Origin of the sequence: Cognataquiflexum aquatile (assembly GCF_003316845.1) — a bacterium.
GTDB classification, from domain to species: Bacteria; Bacteroidota; Bacteroidia; order Cytophagales; family Cyclobacteriaceae; genus Cognataquiflexum; species Cognataquiflexum aquatile.
On record NZ_QMIK01000004.1, the window covers coordinates 632,608 to 648,395 of the forward strand.

17 protein-coding genes and 1 tRNA gene are annotated in these 15,788 nt (G+C 41.2%); 9 read left to right on the forward strand and 9 right to left on the reverse strand.

The genetic code is table 11. The features are described from left to right. Window positions 1–45: 45 nt before the first annotated feature. Window positions 46–723 (reverse strand): hypothetical protein, encoded by a 678-nt coding sequence (locus DQW11_RS14195; protein ID WP_113924718.1) that lies wholly within the window; start codon window positions 721–723, stop codon window positions 46–48. Between the two features lie 516 nt (window positions 724–1,239). Here DQW11_RS14195 and DQW11_RS14200 point away from each other — a divergent pair. From DQW11_RS14200 to DQW11_RS14225, 6 genes are all read left to right on the forward strand, one after another. Beyond that, entirely contained in the window at window positions 1,240–1,965 is a 726-nt protein-coding gene (locus DQW11_RS14200) for a hypothetical protein (RefSeq protein WP_113924719.1), read from the forward strand. A gap of 420 nt (window positions 1,966–2,385) precedes the next feature. Continuing rightward, a complete protein-coding gene (locus tag DQW11_RS14205; protein WP_113924720.1) occupies window positions 2,386–3,060 on the forward strand; it encodes an ABC transporter ATP-binding protein in 675 nt (224 codons plus the stop codon). Window position 3,061: 1 nt separating this feature from the next. Continuing rightward, window positions 3,062–4,393, forward strand: coding sequence for a TolC family protein (locus DQW11_RS14210; RefSeq protein WP_113924721.1), 1,332 nt, complete (start codon window positions 3,062–3,064; stop codon window positions 4,391–4,393). Between the two features lie 84 nt (window positions 4,394–4,477). Next, window positions 4,478–4,900, forward strand: a complete 423-nt coding sequence (locus tag DQW11_RS14215) for a hypothetical protein (RefSeq protein WP_113924722.1) — start codon at window positions 4,478–4,480, stop codon at window positions 4,898–4,900. Between the two features lie 235 nt (window positions 4,901–5,135). Continuing rightward, window positions 5,136–5,801 carry an NAD(P)-dependent oxidoreductase gene (locus tag DQW11_RS14220; RefSeq protein ID WP_113924723.1) on the forward strand — a complete coding sequence of 222 codons (666 nt, stop codon included), beginning with the start codon at window positions 5,136–5,138 and terminating at the stop codon, window positions 5,799–5,801. Between the two features lie 3 nt (window positions 5,802–5,804). Then, window positions 5,805–6,482, forward strand: a complete 678-nt coding sequence (locus DQW11_RS14225; protein ID WP_113924724.1) for a hypothetical protein — start codon at window positions 5,805–5,807, stop codon at window positions 6,480–6,482. Window positions 6,483–6,636: 154 nt separating this feature from the next. Here DQW11_RS14225 and DQW11_RS14230 read toward each other — a convergent pair whose 3' ends face one another. From DQW11_RS14230 to DQW11_RS14240, 3 genes are all read right to left on the reverse strand, one after another. Next, window positions 6,637–7,173 carry a hypothetical protein gene (locus tag DQW11_RS14230; protein WP_113924725.1) on the reverse strand — a complete coding sequence of 179 codons (537 nt, stop codon included), beginning with the start codon at window positions 7,171–7,173 and terminating at the stop codon, window positions 6,637–6,639. 216 nt (window positions 7,174–7,389) lie between these two features. Beyond that, on the reverse strand, window positions 7,390–8,415 hold the full coding sequence (locus DQW11_RS14235) for an LLM class flavin-dependent oxidoreductase (RefSeq protein ID WP_113924726.1): 1,026 nt from the start codon (window positions 8,413–8,415) through the stop codon (window positions 7,390–7,392). A gap of 24 nt (window positions 8,416–8,439) precedes the next feature. Then, window positions 8,440–9,402 (reverse strand): calcium/sodium antiporter, encoded by a 963-nt coding sequence (locus DQW11_RS14240; RefSeq protein WP_113924727.1) that lies wholly within the window; start codon window positions 9,400–9,402, stop codon window positions 8,440–8,442. 139 nt (window positions 9,403–9,541) lie between these two features. Here DQW11_RS14240 and DQW11_RS14245 point away from each other — a divergent pair, with 139 nt between their 5' ends. Next, on the forward strand, window positions 9,542–9,898 hold the full coding sequence (locus DQW11_RS14245) for a hypothetical protein (protein WP_113924728.1): 357 nt from the start codon (window positions 9,542–9,544) through the stop codon (window positions 9,896–9,898). A gap of 124 nt (window positions 9,899–10,022) precedes the next feature. After that, the gene (locus tag DQW11_RS14250) at window positions 10,023–10,550 is read left to right on the forward strand and encodes a hypothetical protein (protein ID WP_113924729.1); all 528 of its coding nucleotides are present in this window, start codon (window positions 10,023–10,025) and stop codon (window positions 10,548–10,550) included. A 58-nt stretch (window positions 10,551–10,608) separates the two neighbouring features. On the opposite strand, the gene DQW11_RS14255 is transcribed toward DQW11_RS14250, so the two are convergent. The 3 genes from DQW11_RS14255 to DQW11_RS14265 all read right to left on the reverse strand — a co-directional run bounded on the left by DQW11_RS14255 (window position 10,609) and on the right by DQW11_RS14265 (window position 13,375). Further along, on the reverse strand, window positions 10,609–11,550 hold the full coding sequence (locus DQW11_RS14255) for a DMT family transporter (protein ID WP_113924730.1): 942 nt from the start codon (window positions 11,548–11,550) through the stop codon (window positions 10,609–10,611). An 84-nt stretch (window positions 11,551–11,634) separates the two neighbouring features. Further along, window positions 11,635–12,753, reverse strand: coding sequence for a site-2 protease family protein (locus tag DQW11_RS14260; RefSeq protein WP_113924731.1), 1,119 nt, complete (start codon window positions 12,751–12,753; stop codon window positions 11,635–11,637). Next, the gene (locus tag DQW11_RS14265; RefSeq protein WP_113924732.1) at window positions 12,743–13,375 is read right to left on the reverse strand and encodes an HAD family hydrolase; all 633 of its coding nucleotides are present in this window, start codon (window positions 13,373–13,375) and stop codon (window positions 12,743–12,745) included. Before DQW11_RS14265 ends, DQW11_RS14260 begins: the two co-directional genes overlap by 11 nt. Window positions 13,376–13,462: 87 nt before the next feature. On the opposite strand from DQW11_RS14265, the gene DQW11_RS14270 reads away from it, so the two are divergent. Further along, window positions 13,463–13,536, forward strand: a tRNA-Ile gene (locus tag DQW11_RS14270). Window positions 13,537–13,616: 80 nt separating this feature from the next. On the opposite strand, the gene mnmA is transcribed toward DQW11_RS14270, so the two are convergent. Both mnmA and DQW11_RS14280 read right to left on the reverse strand, forming a co-directional pair. After that, window positions 13,617–14,828 carry a tRNA 2-thiouridine(34) synthase MnmA gene (gene mnmA, locus DQW11_RS14275; protein ID WP_113924935.1) on the reverse strand — a complete coding sequence of 404 codons (1,212 nt, stop codon included), beginning with the start codon at window positions 14,826–14,828 and terminating at the stop codon, window positions 13,617–13,619. Between the two features lie 93 nt (window positions 14,829–14,921). After that, window positions 14,922–15,659, reverse strand: a complete 738-nt coding sequence (locus tag DQW11_RS14280) for an NYN domain-containing protein (protein ID WP_113924733.1) — start codon at window positions 15,657–15,659, stop codon at window positions 14,922–14,924. Between the last annotated feature and the right edge of the window lie 129 nt (window positions 15,660–15,788).

Below are 15,788 nucleotides of genomic sequence, written 5' to 3' on the forward strand. Positions count from 1 at the left end.
TCGCTGTTTAAACTTTACAGGATTATCCCAAATTAAAAAGAGGAATTAATCTTCCTCCTCTTCCTCCCTTTCCTCATATTCCCCTTCAAATTCATCCGCTATCAGATCATCTTGACTCAACCAATATTCGGAAGTCAGGACTTTGAAATTTGTTCCGTCTGTTGTCTGCATATCCCACAGAATGGACTCCGCTTCGGGGAAAGGAGCATTTCCTGTCATTTTATCTCCAAAGAGTCTTTTGATAAGGTTGCTGTCCGAAAGTCCCTTGTCCAATAACTTGAGCATGCCTTCTTTGGTCATTTCCACCTTCCCGGTTTTATCAAGCGGGGTCAGGGTACATTCAAACTGACTGGCTTTGATATTTGGGAACTTGCCGTTGAAGGCTTTGTACAGGAGTTGGTTAACATGGAAAAGTGTAGCATGCAGGCTAATTTCGGGATATTCCTCAGCGATCTTGTCTAAGAGCATGTCGTTGGATATCTGTTCGATTTGGCCTTTGGACAAGTCCTCGCTCAATTTATAGGTCAAGACAATAGCTGCTGCTTCATTGGGTTCATAATCGGTAATGGCCATCATTAACAATTCCCTGAGAGAATCTCCTTCTGAACTTTCGGCATCAGGAAAACCGAAAAGGTCTAAAAGTTGGATATAATCTGCAGTAGACCAATAATCCTTGACTTGATCCAATGTTTTGAAGGAAGTAATTTTAATCTGAAATTTCATGTTTTTTGACTTTGGTATAAGTTAGGTGGTATTGTCGGAGATGTAAGGGAATATCTCATAAATCGTTTTTTTAACCGCAATGGACACAAAGGTTTCGCCAAGGGCGCAAAGGGTGAGATCCTTCGTTTTCTTTGTTTCTATTTTGGTTTCATTTTCTCCCGCAGATATCGCAGATTGACGCAGAAGACTCCTCCGCCAATGTTTGTATCACCAAAAAGATTGGTCAAACCCGCCTTTTTCTTTGAAGCTTTGCGTAAGATATTTTTTCTTTTACCGCAATGGGCACAAAGGTTTCGCGAAGGGCGCAAAGGGTGAGATCCTTTGTTTCCTTTGTTTCTTTTGTGGTTTCATTTTCTCTCGCAGATATCTCAGAACAACGCAGAACTTTCAATTTCGTCAGTTATCTGCTTCATCCGCAAAAATCTTGGTTACAATTTCTCCTTTTGATCCGACTATAAGATGATTCCTATTTGAATCTAGCCAATTGCATTTGTTGAATCAAAAACCACACTAATTATGAAATTGAAAATTTTCCCAAAGAAAATCTTACTCTTCCTATTCTCCATCGTGTTGTTGCTTTTGGCGGGACACATCCTCGGTCAGATGCTGATCAATTATTACCCTGATGTCTCCAAGTTTGAGAAATTTGCAAGGTGGATGAACTTCAATAAGGAAGTGAACTTTCCTTCCCTGTTTTCGGCAGGTATTTTATTCATTTCCTCCATTTTATTAGCCATCATCGGCGTGTACAGCAAGGACTCTAATAGACCCTATTTTGGATGGTATGGATTGTCCGTAGTGTTTTATTTCTTGGCGGTAGATGAAGCCATTTCGATCCATGAGATGTTCAACAAGTTTGCTCGCGAAAATTTCGGGATAGGGGGAGTCTTTTACTACGGTTGGATCATTCCCTACGGAGTAGCCCTGTTGGTTTTGTTGGGAGTATATATTCCTTTTTTGAGAATGCTACCCATGGATATTGCCCTTCTTTTTTTAGTTTCAGGGTTGATTTTTGTCTTTGGGGCTGTGGGTTTTGAAATGCTTGGGGGAAGGAATAAGGACCTTTACTTCGAGGAAACCAACATGTATATCGTGTATTTTACCATAGAGGAGTTTTTGGAAATGACCGGTATTTCCCTTTTTATTTATTCCCTGTTGACATACATTTCTGACCATATAGGAAAGATCAAGATATCTTTTGGAACTGTGGAGCAGAAAACCCAAATCTTAGAACAAAAGTGATAATCGTTTAATCCTCCCTATCCTGCTTCTTCGGAAGCGGGATATTTTTTAATCCAAAGGGATGAAAGGTTTCGCCAAGGGCGCAAAGACCGATATCCTTTGTTTTCTTTTTTTCTTTTGTGGTTTAATATTCTCTACCAGATATCTCGGGTTGACGCAGAAGACTCCTTATCGTCCGTCAGCGAACAAAAATGTTCGATACTTCAAACCGAATTCTTTCAAAAAACGCCCTTATTCGAACAATATTGGGCTTTTTTTATGGCATAGGATTGGGATGGATAAATTGACCGACGTCAGATGTCGGATGTGCGATGCTTAATTCATCGGTTATCGGTCAAAAACCACAAAATCTAAGTCTCACCCCGGTAGTTTTGGGGAATCATGTCTCAATTCTCAAATCTCATATCTCACGTCTTACCAATGATTCAGCTTAACCAAATTGACAAATTCATCGAATCGCGATTTCAGCGGGTTTTTATTTTGAAAGGAATTGACCTGACCATCGAGCAGGGGGAATTTCTCACCCTGATGGGACCTTCCGGTGTGGGCAAATCAACTTTGCTCAACATCATCGGATTGTTGGATGAAGAGTATGAAGGGAAATATTCCTTTGATAACAAGTCTATCAACAACATGAAATCCAAGGAAAGGTCTGCTTTGCACAAATCCGAGTTTGGCTACATATTTCAGGCCTACCACCTGATCGACGAACTGACGGTGTATGAAAATATCGAAACCCCTTTGCTTTACAGGAATGTGTCAGCCGGAGAGCGAAAAAGCATCATCGCTGATCTTTTGGACAGGTTCAATATGGTAGCCAAGAAGGACCTGTTCCCTGAGCAACTATCAGGCGGACAGCAGCAATTGGTCGGGATTGCACGGGCGATCGCAGGTAGGCCAAGGGTTTTGTTGGCCGATGAACCTACGGGAAACCTCCATTCTGCACAGGCAAAAGAGATAATGGAAGTTTTCAAGGAACTGAACAAAGAAGGAACTACCATCATCCAAGCCACTCATGCGCGCGAAAATGCAGATTACGGAACACGCCTGATCGAAATGTTGGACGGAAAAATTGACAAAGACATTGCCCTATAATATGAATAAGATACTCATTACCGCATTGATTTTGATGGCTTTTATATCTGAATTGAAAGCGCAGGATACCCTGAAACTCAATTTCCGGGAAGCGGTCAACATCGGTTTGCAGCAAAACCTCGTTTACAAACAGCGTACAAACGAACAGGACGTGTTGAAAAGGGAAAAACAGGCAGCACAGCTTGCCCATCTTCCCAACCTCAATATCTCCAACAGCGGTTTTAGACAAAGCGGACAACAGTACCAACAGGTAGAAGATGAACTGATTGTGACCAATGTGTCCAACAACATCATCACTTCCAACCTCAATACCGCCATGCCGATTTACAATGGCGGCAGGAGGATCAACAATACACAGGCGACTCGACTCTTCGAGGAAGCAGGTTTAAACAGCCTCGAAAGGTCTGCACAGGAAGTCATGTTTAACATCGGCAGGCAATACCTGCAGGTATTGTTGGATCAGGAGTTATACAGAATCGCCTTGGAAAACCTTGAAAACCAAAAGAAGCAGCTCGAGCAGATAGAAGGCTTTGTCGAGGCTGGATTAAGGACATTATCCGACCAATACAACCAGCAATCTGAGGTGGCGAGGCTGGAAACAGTGGCTCTGAACGCCAAGATTCAATGGGAAACCGATGCCTGGACTTTGGCAGAGACCCTCCAACTTGGACCAAATGTCATCCCTCAACTTGAGGCCGTCAGCCTTAGCCCAGGACAAAGTGAATATTTGAACATGTCCGTAGAGGAACTTTATTCCATTGCTTTGGAAAACAGAAAAGACTTCAAACAGCAGCAGCTGCTTGAATCCGGCAATAAAAAACTCCTAGCCGTTTCCAGGTCATTCATGTATCCACAGGTCAATGCTTTTTTCAGTTACAGTACCTTCTTTACATCGCTCGATGACAGGAGTATTTCTGAACAGCTTTGGCAGGTCTATCCACAGCAGACCATCGGCTTGTCGCTGAATATTCCGATTTTCAATAATTTCAACAACAAACTCACTGTCACCCGCAGCAAGGTGCAGTACTATAACCAACAGCTGGAAAAAACGGCTTTGGAAAGAAGGATTTCGCAGGAAATCAAATTGGCTTACGAAAATTACAAAGCCAGTATCAAAAGGGAAGAAGCCACCAAGCTACAGCTTACTGCGGCGGAAGAAGCCCAAAAGGCTATTTCTGAGCGTTTCAGGCTTGGCGTCAGTAACTTTGTCGACCTTGCCACTGCCAACCAACAGCTTGTCGCCGGGCAATCGGATTATGTCCAAGCTTTGTACACGCTTTTCTTCCAGGAAGTGATTTTGAATTATCAGTTGGGAGTATTGGCGGTGGAGTAGGAGAATCTTCCTCCTGTTTGTTTGATTTGAAACAAATAGGAAAATTATATCGTCCTCTGTTTGTACCTCAAATCCTAAAATCATATGCTTCGGAATTTCTTATTACTCGGACTTGGGTTTTTACTCTTTATCAGTTGTGATGAAAAATTCAATTGTGAAGACTTCAAATTGGGGAGTCCCTTTGTGTTAAAACCGGGTAAATTATATCAGGATTGTCCGGGTCAGCTATCGATTACCATGCTGAGGGTGGAGAGTGACTCGAGGTGTCCGGCTAATGCCAACTGTGTTTGGGAAGGTAACGCAGAAGTTGTATTTATTTTTAGAAATGGGGATGAAGAAACAGAGTTCACCATGGATACAAATGCATCTATGCGATCAAGCGAAAATGAAAAGGAGGTTTTTGGATATTATTTCATACTCAACAAATTGTCTCCATATCCTGATACTTCCTTTGAAATCAAACAAAAGGATTATCGGGCTGAGGTCATTATCACCAAAATTATTTGAGAATGAAGTTATTGATGATTTAAAAAAGTAGAAATGACATAGGTTTATCCCGATTTAATCATTTACCAAAATCAACTTCCAAGAGCTTCTTATTGCCAAAATTAATCGATCCTTCATTTTTACAGCTACTTTTTATTTTAGTTGAAAAATGGAATTTTTTTCCAACTACCCATGCAACTTTTTCTTTCAAAACTTCATCTATAAAGATGACAGCGTTTTTTTAATAGTCAGATAAATGAACCACAACAAAAAGATTTTACTACTCGGAGCTACCGGGCGTACAGGCCATGAAGTGTTGCAGCATGCTTTGGAAAAAGGGTACCATGTCAATGCCTTGGTTAGAGACGGTAAGAAAATTCAGTTGGAGGATCCGAGACTTCGGGTATTTGAAGGAGATACCAGAATACCGAGGGATTTGAATTTTGCTGTAGAAAACTGTCAGGCGGTGATCAGTTGCCTGAATATTTCACGCAAATCGGATTTCCCTTGGTCACCTTTACGGACACCTGAGGATTTTTTGTCTATGACCATGAAAGCCATCATCAAAGTATGTCATGAGCAGGACATCAAAAGACTCGTTTTTACATCCGCATGGGGAGTGGGGGACAGCAGGCCGTTTATTCCGGGATGGTTTGCATGGCTGATTGACAACAGCAACCTTTCTGCTGCTTACCTCGAGCATGAGCGACAGGAGGCTTTGGTTCGTAATTCAGGTTTGGATTGGACCATTGTCAGACCGGTCGGTCTGACCAACACCCAAAAACCAAATGAGGCCAAAGTGATTTTGGATCATAGCCGCAAACCCTCCCTGACCATCTCCCGCAAGGCCACAGCCGGTTTTTTGGTTGATATTTTGGAGCATACAAATTATATTCACAAGGTTCCTGTTCTATATTCCTGATCGATGAAAAAGACAAATATCCTGTTTGCTGTTTTTGCAGCGGTATTGTTGTTGACCCGATTCTATGGACTCGCGATGGAAGACGGGGAGAGGTTTATCCGTGTGATCGGTTGGATGGATTTCCTTTGGCTTGCAATTGGTTGGGTATTGGCAAATTTTCAAATTAAGGCAGGCCTTCCGGAGATTTTTGGGAATGGGGAAGCAAGGAAAAAATGGTTTGTGCCTTTTTTGGTGGGAATGGGATTTGCCGTGTTAGACGTGGTGGCAATAGAATTCGTTCTCAACAATGAACCGCACCAAACTTTGCCACCCTATACCCAACCCTTTCCCTATTCCATTTTTCTTTATTTCGCCGGCGGGCTTTATATGGAATTGTTTTACAAACTCATTCCCCTGACAGTTTTGCTGTTGGTGTTTGAAAAATTTCTCCAAGGAAATCTAAAGAAATACCTCACTTACTTCGTCATTTTCTTGCTTTCCATTTGGGAACCGATTTCCCAATTACCGTCGGATCCGATGTGGTTTGTGGTGTATGCATTTGCCTCGGGTTTTGCTTTCAATTTCCTCCAAATCTATTTTTTCAGGAAAATGGGCTGGCTGTATTCGGTATTGTGCCGCATGGGTCTGTATTTGGTTTGGCATTTTGCATTGGGAATTTGGATCGAGTTTTGGGTGCTTTAATAAGACCGAAGACCCACACCTATGGAACAATTTGCTATTAACCATACGTAGCCAAGAGTGATTGCCATTGAAATGGCAAGTGACTTTTGGCCGTGATCTGATTAAGAGTGGGACTTCTTACCAAGAAAATAGGAGAAGGTCTATTTCATAAAGTTTATTGGGAGATTTTTAGCCCTGCTTTTTCCGCAAAATATACGGCATCCAAATTATTGTGGGCTTTGAAATTGACAGTAACCGGATTTTCTAAAGGGGATTTTGAGAAAATCCTCCAAATTGATTTAGGTAGATGGGGACCAATGAAAAAACCCAACATACTTCCCCAAATTGACCCCACTATTATTCCTGAGGAAACTGAGAAAAACACACTGCTGTTTTCATTTTTTCCTGTTGTCAACAAGTCCAAGCCCACAATGATAATGGATAAAATGAGTCCCACAATGGCTCCGTTTTTAAGTCCCTTCAATGCCTCTTTCATGAACTCATCTCCTGAAGGATGATGGTTGATGTTGGGGTTTGGGATGAAACCTCCCATATCCGGGGGATTGATTGCTATTTCATCAATTCCATACCCACGATTCAAAATCATTGAAATGGTTTTCTTTGAATCTTCGTGATTTTTGAAAATCCCGTATACCGATCCTGAACGGATGGTGTTTTGTTCTAAATTATCTGAATCAATTACCTTTTTCATACGCTTTAATCTTTTTCAATGTGTAGAAGAGATAAAGCTCGCCAATATTGGAAGGAATTTTTTATACCCTGATCAATTTAAATTATGGATTTCACTGTTTGAGCTGAAAAAAAATGCCCAATTTTTAAAAAATTGGGCAAATGATAAACTTGACACAGTCATATTTCAATACAGATTTCCTGTTTCTTTTAAGGCTTTTTACCGAATGGAAATCAATCAACCGTTGACCAAAGGTTTCACTTTAGTTCCGATAATCTCGATGGCTTTGAGCAATTGGGTATGGGTAAGATTGGCATTGTCCATCTGAAAGGAAAGCCGAGACAAACCACCCAAGGATTCACTGTGGCGAAGGATTTTTTCGGCCACTTCCTCGGGATTTCCTACAAGATAAGCGCCTCTTGGTCCTCTTTGCGCTTCAAACCGGCTAAAAGTCACCGGCGGCCAACCACGTTCTTTCCCTATTCTGGTGAATGTTTCGGCATAACCGGGATAATATTCTTCAATAGCCTTTTCGGTTGAATCTGAAACATATCCTAAGGAATGAAGACCGACTTTGAGTTTTTCAGGGCTGTGGCCTGCCCTTCTTCCTGCTTCCCGGTACAAGTCTACCAAAGGGCTGAATCGGTGTGTTTCCCCGCCGATGACAGCTACCATCAATGGCAAACCAAGCGTGCCAGCTCTTACAAAAGACTCCGGCGTACCGCCCACCCCCAACCAAATGGGAAAAGGTTCCTGCAATGGCCTTGGATAAATGGCTTGGCTGTGCAGGGCAGGCCGGAATTTTCCTGACCAAGTCACAAATTCATTGTCGCGGATTTTGAGTAGAAGGCCGAGTTTTTCGGAGAAAAGTGCATCATAATCATTCAGATTCAAGCCAAAAAGTGGAAACGCTTCCGTGAAGGAACCTCTTCCCACGACCATTTCCGCCCTGCCTTTTGAAATCAGATCAAGGGTCGCAAAATTCTGAAATACCCGGACCGGATCTGCCGCACTGAGTACCGTGACTGCACTGGTGAGTTTGATGTTTTTTGTTTGCGAAGCCGCCGCAGCCAGGATCATGGCTGGGGCGGAGTCCAAAAACTCCTTTCTATGGTGTTCGCCGATTCCAAAAACATCCAATCCCACCTGATCGGCAAGTTGGATTCTTTCCAGCAATTCGGCCAAAGCCTGCATGCTGTTTTTTGTCCGATCCGGGCCTTCACCGATCGCTGCCGCTGCAAAACTGTCAATCCCTATTTCCATTGAAAGGTAAATTTAAAAGAAAAGTTACCAGTTCATGATCAGAGCGGTTAGGTACGCGACATATAAACCGATAAATACAAAACCCTCCCATTTTTCAATCTTTCTCCCTCTGCCTGTAAATACAAAAACAAACAAAAGAAGACTTGAAAATATATTGACCCAGATATCTGTAAAATTAGGAGGTGAAATGGTAACAGGCAGGATGGTAGCTGACACACCTAGGATAAAGAAAGTATTAAAAATATTGGATCCGACTACGTTACCAATAGCGATGTCAACCTTTTTCTTTCTGACCGCAGCTACTGAAGTGGCAAGTTCAGGCATGGAAGTACCTATAGATACAATGGTCAAGCCTATGACCCTTTCTGACATTCCAAAATACTTGGCTATTTCCACAGCATTGTCAACGATTAACTTTCCTCCAAAGACCAAGCCCGCTAGGCCTACAATAATCCATAAGACTGCCATGCCCGTGGTGTATTTTCCAATTTCAAATTCTTCTAATTTTTGATCTCCTTGTTTCGAAACCATGATATTGTATCCGAGGAAAATGACAAAAAACATCAATAGAATCACTCCATCGCCTAAGGATATGAAATTTTCAGCACCGGAATTAAACAAAAAATCATCTGCCAAAATAAAAATAAGTATTGCTGCCAATAAACTGAGTGGGATTTCTATCCATGTGGTATTTGATTTCACTGTCAATGGATAAATAACAGCGGATATGCCCAAAATCCCAAGAATATTAAAAATATTGCTTCCTACGACATTTCCCATGACCATGTCAGGAGAACCACTGATAGAAGCGAAAACGTTGACCACAAGTTCGGGTGCGGAAGTACCGAAAGCCACCACGGTCAGGCCAATAACAATATTGGGAATACCAAAATTTGATGCTAAGCTTGAAGCGGCATCGACTAATTTGTCAGCTCCGTAAATCAGCATTACGAAACCTATCAACAACATGATAACAGCTAGAATCATAAGTTTTTTTTTGTCGCAATATATGATGGATTACACAATGTTTAATTTTGAGTTGGATTTATTTTTTTATTCAATTTATTAGCGGGTAATTTGAAATAGCAAATCCGAATTTTGATTCAATAATTCGGTCTTTGAAAACATGAAGCCCCAAATCAAGAAATTTATTTCAATCTTTTTGATTGCAATTATCGGGTTCACCGGTATGGGAAGTACCTATTTTTTTGAATCCGAACAAGAAATCGGAGCGGAGGAAACCAACCTGGTTTCTTATTCAGATTTGATCCCTGCCTTTGACAAGGGGCTTGAGTTTGCTTCATCCAAGATCAATGTGCCTGGATTCAAAGTATTGGATACGGTTTTTGACTTGGTCAATGAGCCTTCTGATTTTTTGTTTTCCCTTGCTGAAAAAGGCTCTTTAAAAGTCAATTGGCTGGAAAAGTGCCATCGCTTTTTTTGTATCCACACCTTATTGTATCCCTTCCACTATTTCTGGTAGTCATTTTTAGCCTGTATTTCTTTTCTATTGGGGATTAAAATCAAATCCAACTCTGATTTGTATATCATGCAAATCAGGATTGTCTCTATTCTTTTATTTCTACTTACCATAAATAACAAAAAATATGTTTGACATTGAACCAGTTACCTTGGTCCTTTCCTTGGTTATTATCGCCTTATTTACAACGCCTTTTGTGATTTACAAAAGAAAACAATCCAGTAAAATCAAAGCCCAAAAGCTTTTCATTGAGCAATTGGAAAATGATTCCAATCTTAAATTTGACCATTCTGACACCTGGAGAGACCTGTACTTCATTGGATTGGATATGGGTAAAAAAGTGTTGGTTTATGTAAAATTCGGATCTGAAAAAACAGCCCATCAGATAGACCTTTCCCGGGCAACTGATATCCAGTTGGTGAAAATTGAAAGGGCATTAGAAATTGACGGTAAGCCGGCCAATGTGGTTGACGGATTGTCATTGAAAATCGAAATTTCAAATGAGAAAAAAGAGGTGAAAATCCTTGAATTTTACGATTGTGAATTATTCTCTGACAATATGGGAGAATGGCCGCTCATCCAAAAGTGGGAGAAAATGCTAAAGCCAATCGTCAAAGACAATCAAAAACATCATAAGAAAGGGGTTCTGAATTAATTCAAATCCAAAATGATGAATGCCAATAGCCACTGAAGTCGGTTATTGGCATTTTTTTTTATAGACTAGATCCGGCTTTCTGTTTGGTGCCCAAAGTCAGCAATACGATGGTTACCAAAATAAAAACTGTCCCCAACCAATCCATCGGTCCGAAAGGTACATTTAACCAAACTACTGCCACTGCAGCTGCAGAAAGGGGTTCCACTGAACAAAGTAAACTAGCCGTTTGGGCTCCGATAATAGTCACAGAGGTGAGAAAAATGTAGAAGGCGATCACACTTCCAAACAAAACGATGTAAGCAAAGGCCGTCCATGTTCCCAAGTCCCATGTTCCATGAAAATCCCAAGGCTTGCTGATAAAAGAGAAAGCAATTCCACCGATCAGCATTCCCCAACCTGTAACGGTAGCAGCTGAATATTTCCTGAGCAATCGGACCGGTTGGATGGTGTAAAAAGCCAAAGCAAAAGCGGAAAGAATTCCCCAAAATAAAGCCTTTTCGGAGATAACCAGCTGTTGGAAACTTCCGTGCGTGACAAGCAGAAAAGTGCCTGTAAGTGCAAAAAACAGGGAAGCATATTCCACCATTATGGGCCATCTCCGGTTGTGGATGGCGTAAAAAGCAACCACAATCAAGGGGCCAATGTACTGTAATACGGTGGCTGTTGCGGCATTGGAAAGGTTGATGCTGTAGAAATAGGTGTATTGGACCGCAACCATACCAAAAATGCTGAAGAACAACAATTGGATGGCATCTTTTGGGTTTTTCCAGATTTTGAAAGCATCGGAATTTTTTCTGGTAATGGTGAAAGTCGTCAGAATAATCCCTGCCAACAGCAATCTCCAACAGACGAGCCAAGCGGGATTGATTCCTTTTTGCTCAAATAAAAATTGCGCACAGGTTCCTGAAACACCCCAAAATACCGCGGCAGCCAAGGCCATGACAAAACCTTTGATTGTTTTTTGGGTAACAAAACTCGCTGACAAAGAGGGTGAAATCATAAGGAAGGCTGAAAGCCAAATTTACAGAATGAAAAAGTGATTTGGTACCGCTCAAAAAAGAAAACAGGGAAAATTATTTGGTATTTAACTGATCTGAAATGGCTGGGGAGTGAAGCATAGCAAGAAGATAATGATGCTTATCCAACCTAGAATTTTTCTGTTCCTATCCAAGTGTTTTAAACCTGAAACTTCCGGATGCTCGAGTCCCATTACCCGCCCCAACAGAAACGCAAACAACAACCATCCACTGTATCCCTGCAATGTCGGGAAAACATAAACTAAGGCATACTGGACAGAAGCAATCACCAAAATCACCATCCATTTTGTCTGTGTGTCCATTATCCTGGAACGGCTGAAGCAGAAATATAGAAATCCTATATATAGAGGAATATTGATAAGAAGCCTATCAATGCTATGATAAGGATTGATCGATCCTAGCCCTGCGTAGAATACAAAGGCAATATAAAAAACCAATGAAATCTGCTTGTGATACTTTGGGGAAAGTCCGAAAACCACATGACCTCCATCCAATTGTCCTATAGGCAAGAGATTCAAGGCTGTAAAAAACAAGGCTAAGTACCCAGCAAATATGTAAGGAAAATGGATGATTTCTGACATATTGGGCATTTTATCCGGTTCCGCCAAAAGTTTCTCCATCCCATAAAATAACAGGTTATACCCCATCTCAATGTTGAGGTAACCTTCTTCGGCACTGTGTCCTTTGAAGTCTGGGTCAAGGTATTCGGGATGAATCTGATAAATATAATCCGCCTCAGGAAGATGTGTAAATCCATACCAAAGCACTCCAAAAGCGAAAATAAATCCTGCAAGGGGCCCAGCCACGCCAATGTCAAAATACTTTTTACGGCTGTTGATATAGCTTTTCAATTTGATGACGGCGCCGAAAGTACCGATCGAAGGCGCACCCAAAAAACCTAACCAACCGGGTATGAAAAACGGCATGGAGGTTTTTACTTTATAATGTAATGAAGTAAACAAATGCCCCAATTCGTGTACAAGTAAAATTCCAAGAAACGGTATCGAAAAATGAAGTGATTTGAAGAAATATTCCCAAGTCAAAAAATATTCCCCATCCGCTAATATTGATTTCCCATATAACCATTCCGCCCCGGCCAAAGTGGTGGCAATTAGTGTTAGGATAAAAAGTGAAATGTGGATCAGGTATTCTTTTTTAGTATACATTCTCAAAGAATTGAATTAATGCTCTTTCGTGGGTGATGTGGTATGTTTGTAGCCCAACTCTTTTTGCACCTTCTATGTTTGCGTGTAAATCATCAAAAAACAGGACCCGCTCGGGGTCAATTTGGATTTCATTTAATACTGCTTTATAAATAGCCTCATCAGGTTTGGCCAAGCCCATTTGGTGGCTTAAAAAAATCCTGTCACAAAGATCATAAATTGATTTTTCACCTGTTTGGTCCACAAGAAGTTCATCAAACTTCTCGATGTGTATTTCATTGGTATTACTGAGAACCGCCGTCCCAAAATCCATCCTTAGTTTTTTTAACAGCTCAATTCTCTCCATTGGTATATCTTTTAGAAGACTGTTCCAGACATGATCAATTTGTGCATCGGTCCATTCTTCCTGATAAAGATTCCTGACTTCGTCTCTGAATTGGGCAGAACTGATCAAACCTTTCTCATAATCTTTGTGAAAAGCGGAAGGGAAGAATCTGTCTGTCAATGAATGTTTGGCTTCAGGGAGGATTTTTTTCAACTCATTGATACTGAAACTATAATCAATATCAATGATTACATTGCCTAAATCGAAGATCAAAAAATCGATATTCTCAAGTTTTTTCATTTGCACTCAGGTTGTAAAATTAAAACCAAATATGTAACATTGCACTCCCATTTGCAAGGCAGTTTTCAAAAAACGCGTGCAGATATCGGGCCTATAGCTCATTCGGTTAGAGCAACTGACTCATAATCAGTAGGTGCTTGGTTCGATTCCAAGTGGGCCCACAAAAAAGCCACTCAAAACTAAATGAGTGGCTTTTTTAATGATCCTTCAATAAAGGAGTTTTATTTTTTCCTAATTTAAATCAGAATATCACCCCCGAACCAATACTTTCATTGCCATCATACCAAGCTACAAACTGACCGGAGGCAACTCCCCGTTGCGCCTCGTCAAATAGGACATACAGGCCGTTTTCTTTCATAAGGAATGTGGCCCATGAAAGCGGCTGTCTGTATCTAATCCTGGAAAGATATCTCCTGGATCCGCCAACTTCCATTTTCAGGTCTTCCCGGATCCAATGGATGTCGTTTTTTGGTACAAAAAGTCCATATCTGTTCAATCCCAGATGGTCTTCGCCCAGGCCCGTATAGATTACATTTGACTTGGTATCCGTCGCGATTACAAAAAGAGGCTTGCCTGTTCCTCCCACTTGGAGCCCTTTTCTTTGTCCCACGGTAAAATAATGTGCACCGTTATGGTCACCGATTTTCTTTCCCTGTTCCGGATGGTATTTGATAGGGAGGCAAATGGAATCCAAAGTCTCCAATTCAAAATCTTCCTGATCGATTCCGGCAGGGATTTTTTTGTTACTGTAAATGGGAAGATCTTCCGGAATCACTACAATAGCTCCTTTTTTTGGTTGGAGCTGCTGCTGCAAAAAGTCGGGAAGCCGCACTTTTCCTATAAAGCAGAGTCCCTGACTGTCTTTTTTGTCTGCAGTGATTAGGTCTTGTTCCTTGGCAATTTTCCTGACTTCGGATTTTTGAAGATGGCCGATTGGAAACAATGCTTTTGAAAGCTGTTCCTGATTGAGTTGGCAGAGGAAGTAACTTTGGTCTTTGCCATTGTCTGCACCTGCAAGCAAGCGGTAAACCGGTTTTTCCTCTACTATAATTTCATCTTTTTGACAATAATGTCCAGTCGCCACAAAATCTGCTTTGAGCTTTTGGGCGGCTTTTAGAAAAATGTCGAATTTGATTTCTCTGTTGCAAAGGATGTCGGGATTCGGAGTTCTGCCTGCTTCATATTCGGCAAACATATAATCCACAATCCGGTCTTTGTATTCTTCGCTGAGGTCGATTGCTTGAAAAGGAATGTCCAACTTTTGGGCCACAAGCATGGCGTCTGTGCTGTCTTCCATCCAAGGACATTCGTTGGAAATGGTGACAGATTCATCGTGCCAGTTTTTCATAAACATGCCGATGACTTCGTAGCCTTGTTCTTTGAGGAGGTATGCAGCGACGGATGAATCCACTCCGCCTGATAGTCCGACGACTACCCTTTTTTTGTTTTCCATTGTTTTGAAATTATTCATGGGTTCAAGGTCCATGAGGTTTCACATAAAGACCCAACATCTTTCTGTTGGATTTTGGTTCGCAAATTTAATCTATCAGGACTTATTTCTTACATAAATCAGCTTTGTCTTTCCTTTGATGTTTTCACGGTGGTCGATTTCAAAGGCAGGAATGGATTTGATCAGAGGAGTGAGTTTTTGGAATCCGTAGTTTCTTGCATCGAAGTTGGGCTGTTTTTTCTGCAGCAAATTACCCACATCGCCCAAAAATGCCCAACCTTCATCATCCGCCAAATCCGAGATGGTAGCAGCTATCAGCCTAATGATTTTTTCATTAATCTTGTCCACCTGAGGTGCAGGAGTAGTTTTGTCCTTTTGATCAACAGGCTCTTCTGTTTGTTTTTGGAGGATTTCCAGGTAAATAAATTTGTCACAGGCAACAATAAAAGGATCAGGCGTTTTCTTTTCTCCCATCCCGATGACCATCATTCCGGCTTCTCTCAGTCTCGTGGCTAATTTGGTGAAGTCGCTGTCACTCGAAACAATGCAAAATCCATTGACTTTTTCTGAATACAGAATATCCATGGCATCGATGATCATGGCAGAATCCGTCGCGTTTTTGCCTGTGGTATAGCTGTACTGTTGCATGGGATTGATGGCATTTTCGAGCAGGACGTTTTTCCATTTTCCCAATTGTGGTTTGGTCCAATCCCCGTAGATACGCTTGATGGTAGGATTGCCATATTTGGCTATTTCTTCCATCATTTCCTTGACCTGTCCTGCAGGAACATTGTCTGCATCGATGAGTACGGCTATTTTGATATCGGTTTGCATAAAGCTAGGTAAGATTTAAAATAAAAATATTGGTGTATTAAATGTATAAAAAAACTGCCGGGTTTGGCGGCATTCTTTTTCCTGCGGAAAGAATTACTTAATCTGTATCCCTGAATTGAAAAGGTAATT

Bases quoted from the DNA above. Each gene is read 5' to 3' on its own strand.
- DQW11_RS14225 (WP_113924724.1), top strand. From the start codon at position 5,805: ATGAAAAAGACAAATATCCTGTTTGCTGTTTTTGCAGCGGTATTGTTG.
- DQW11_RS14255 (WP_113924730.1), bottom strand. From the start codon at position 11,550: ATGATTTCACCCTCTTTGTCAGCGAGTTTTGTTACCCAAAAAACAATC.
- DQW11_RS14245 (WP_113924728.1), top strand. From the start codon at position 9,542: ATGAAGCCCCAAATCAAGAAATTTATTTCAATCTTTTTGATTGCAATT.
- DQW11_RS14215 (WP_113924722.1), top strand. From the start codon at position 4,478: ATGCTTCGGAATTTCTTATTACTCGGACTTGGGTTTTTACTCTTTATC.
- DQW11_RS14265 (WP_113924732.1), bottom strand. From the start codon at position 13,375: ATGAAAAAACTTGAGAATATCGATTTTTTGATCTTCGATTTAGGCAAT.
- DQW11_RS14280 (WP_113924733.1), bottom strand. From the start codon at position 15,659: ATGCAAACCGATATCAAAATAGCCGTACTCATCGATGCAGACAATGTT.
- DQW11_RS14205 (WP_113924720.1), top strand. From the start codon at position 2,386: ATGATTCAGCTTAACCAAATTGACAAATTCATCGAATCGCGATTTCAG.
- mnmA (WP_113924935.1), bottom strand. From the start codon at position 14,828: ATGGAAAACAAAAAAAGGGTAGTCGTCGGACTATCAGGCGGAGTGGAT.
- DQW11_RS14220 (WP_113924723.1), top strand. From the start codon at position 5,136: ATGAACCACAACAAAAAGATTTTACTACTCGGAGCTACCGGGCGTACA.
- DQW11_RS14235 (WP_113924726.1), bottom strand. From the start codon at position 8,415: ATGGAAATAGGGATTGACAGTTTTGCAGCGGCAGCGATCGGTGAAGGC.
- DQW11_RS14250 (WP_113924729.1), top strand. From the start codon at position 10,023: ATGTTTGACATTGAACCAGTTACCTTGGTCCTTTCCTTGGTTATTATC.
- DQW11_RS14210 (WP_113924721.1), top strand. From the start codon at position 3,062: ATGAATAAGATACTCATTACCGCATTGATTTTGATGGCTTTTATATCT.
- DQW11_RS14200 (WP_113924719.1), top strand. From the start codon at position 1,240: ATGAAATTGAAAATTTTCCCAAAGAAAATCTTACTCTTCCTATTCTCC.
- DQW11_RS14195 (WP_113924718.1), bottom strand. From the start codon at position 723: ATGAAATTTCAGATTAAAATTACTTCCTTCAAAACATTGGATCAAGTC.
- DQW11_RS14230 (WP_113924725.1), bottom strand. From the start codon at position 7,173: ATGAAAAAGGTAATTGATTCAGATAATTTAGAACAAAACACCATCCGT.
- DQW11_RS14260 (WP_113924731.1), bottom strand. From the start codon at position 12,753: ATGTATACTAAAAAAGAATACCTGATCCACATTTCACTTTTTATCCTA.
- DQW11_RS14240 (WP_113924727.1), bottom strand. From the start codon at position 9,402: ATGATTCTAGCTGTTATCATGTTGTTGATAGGTTTCGTAATGCTGATT.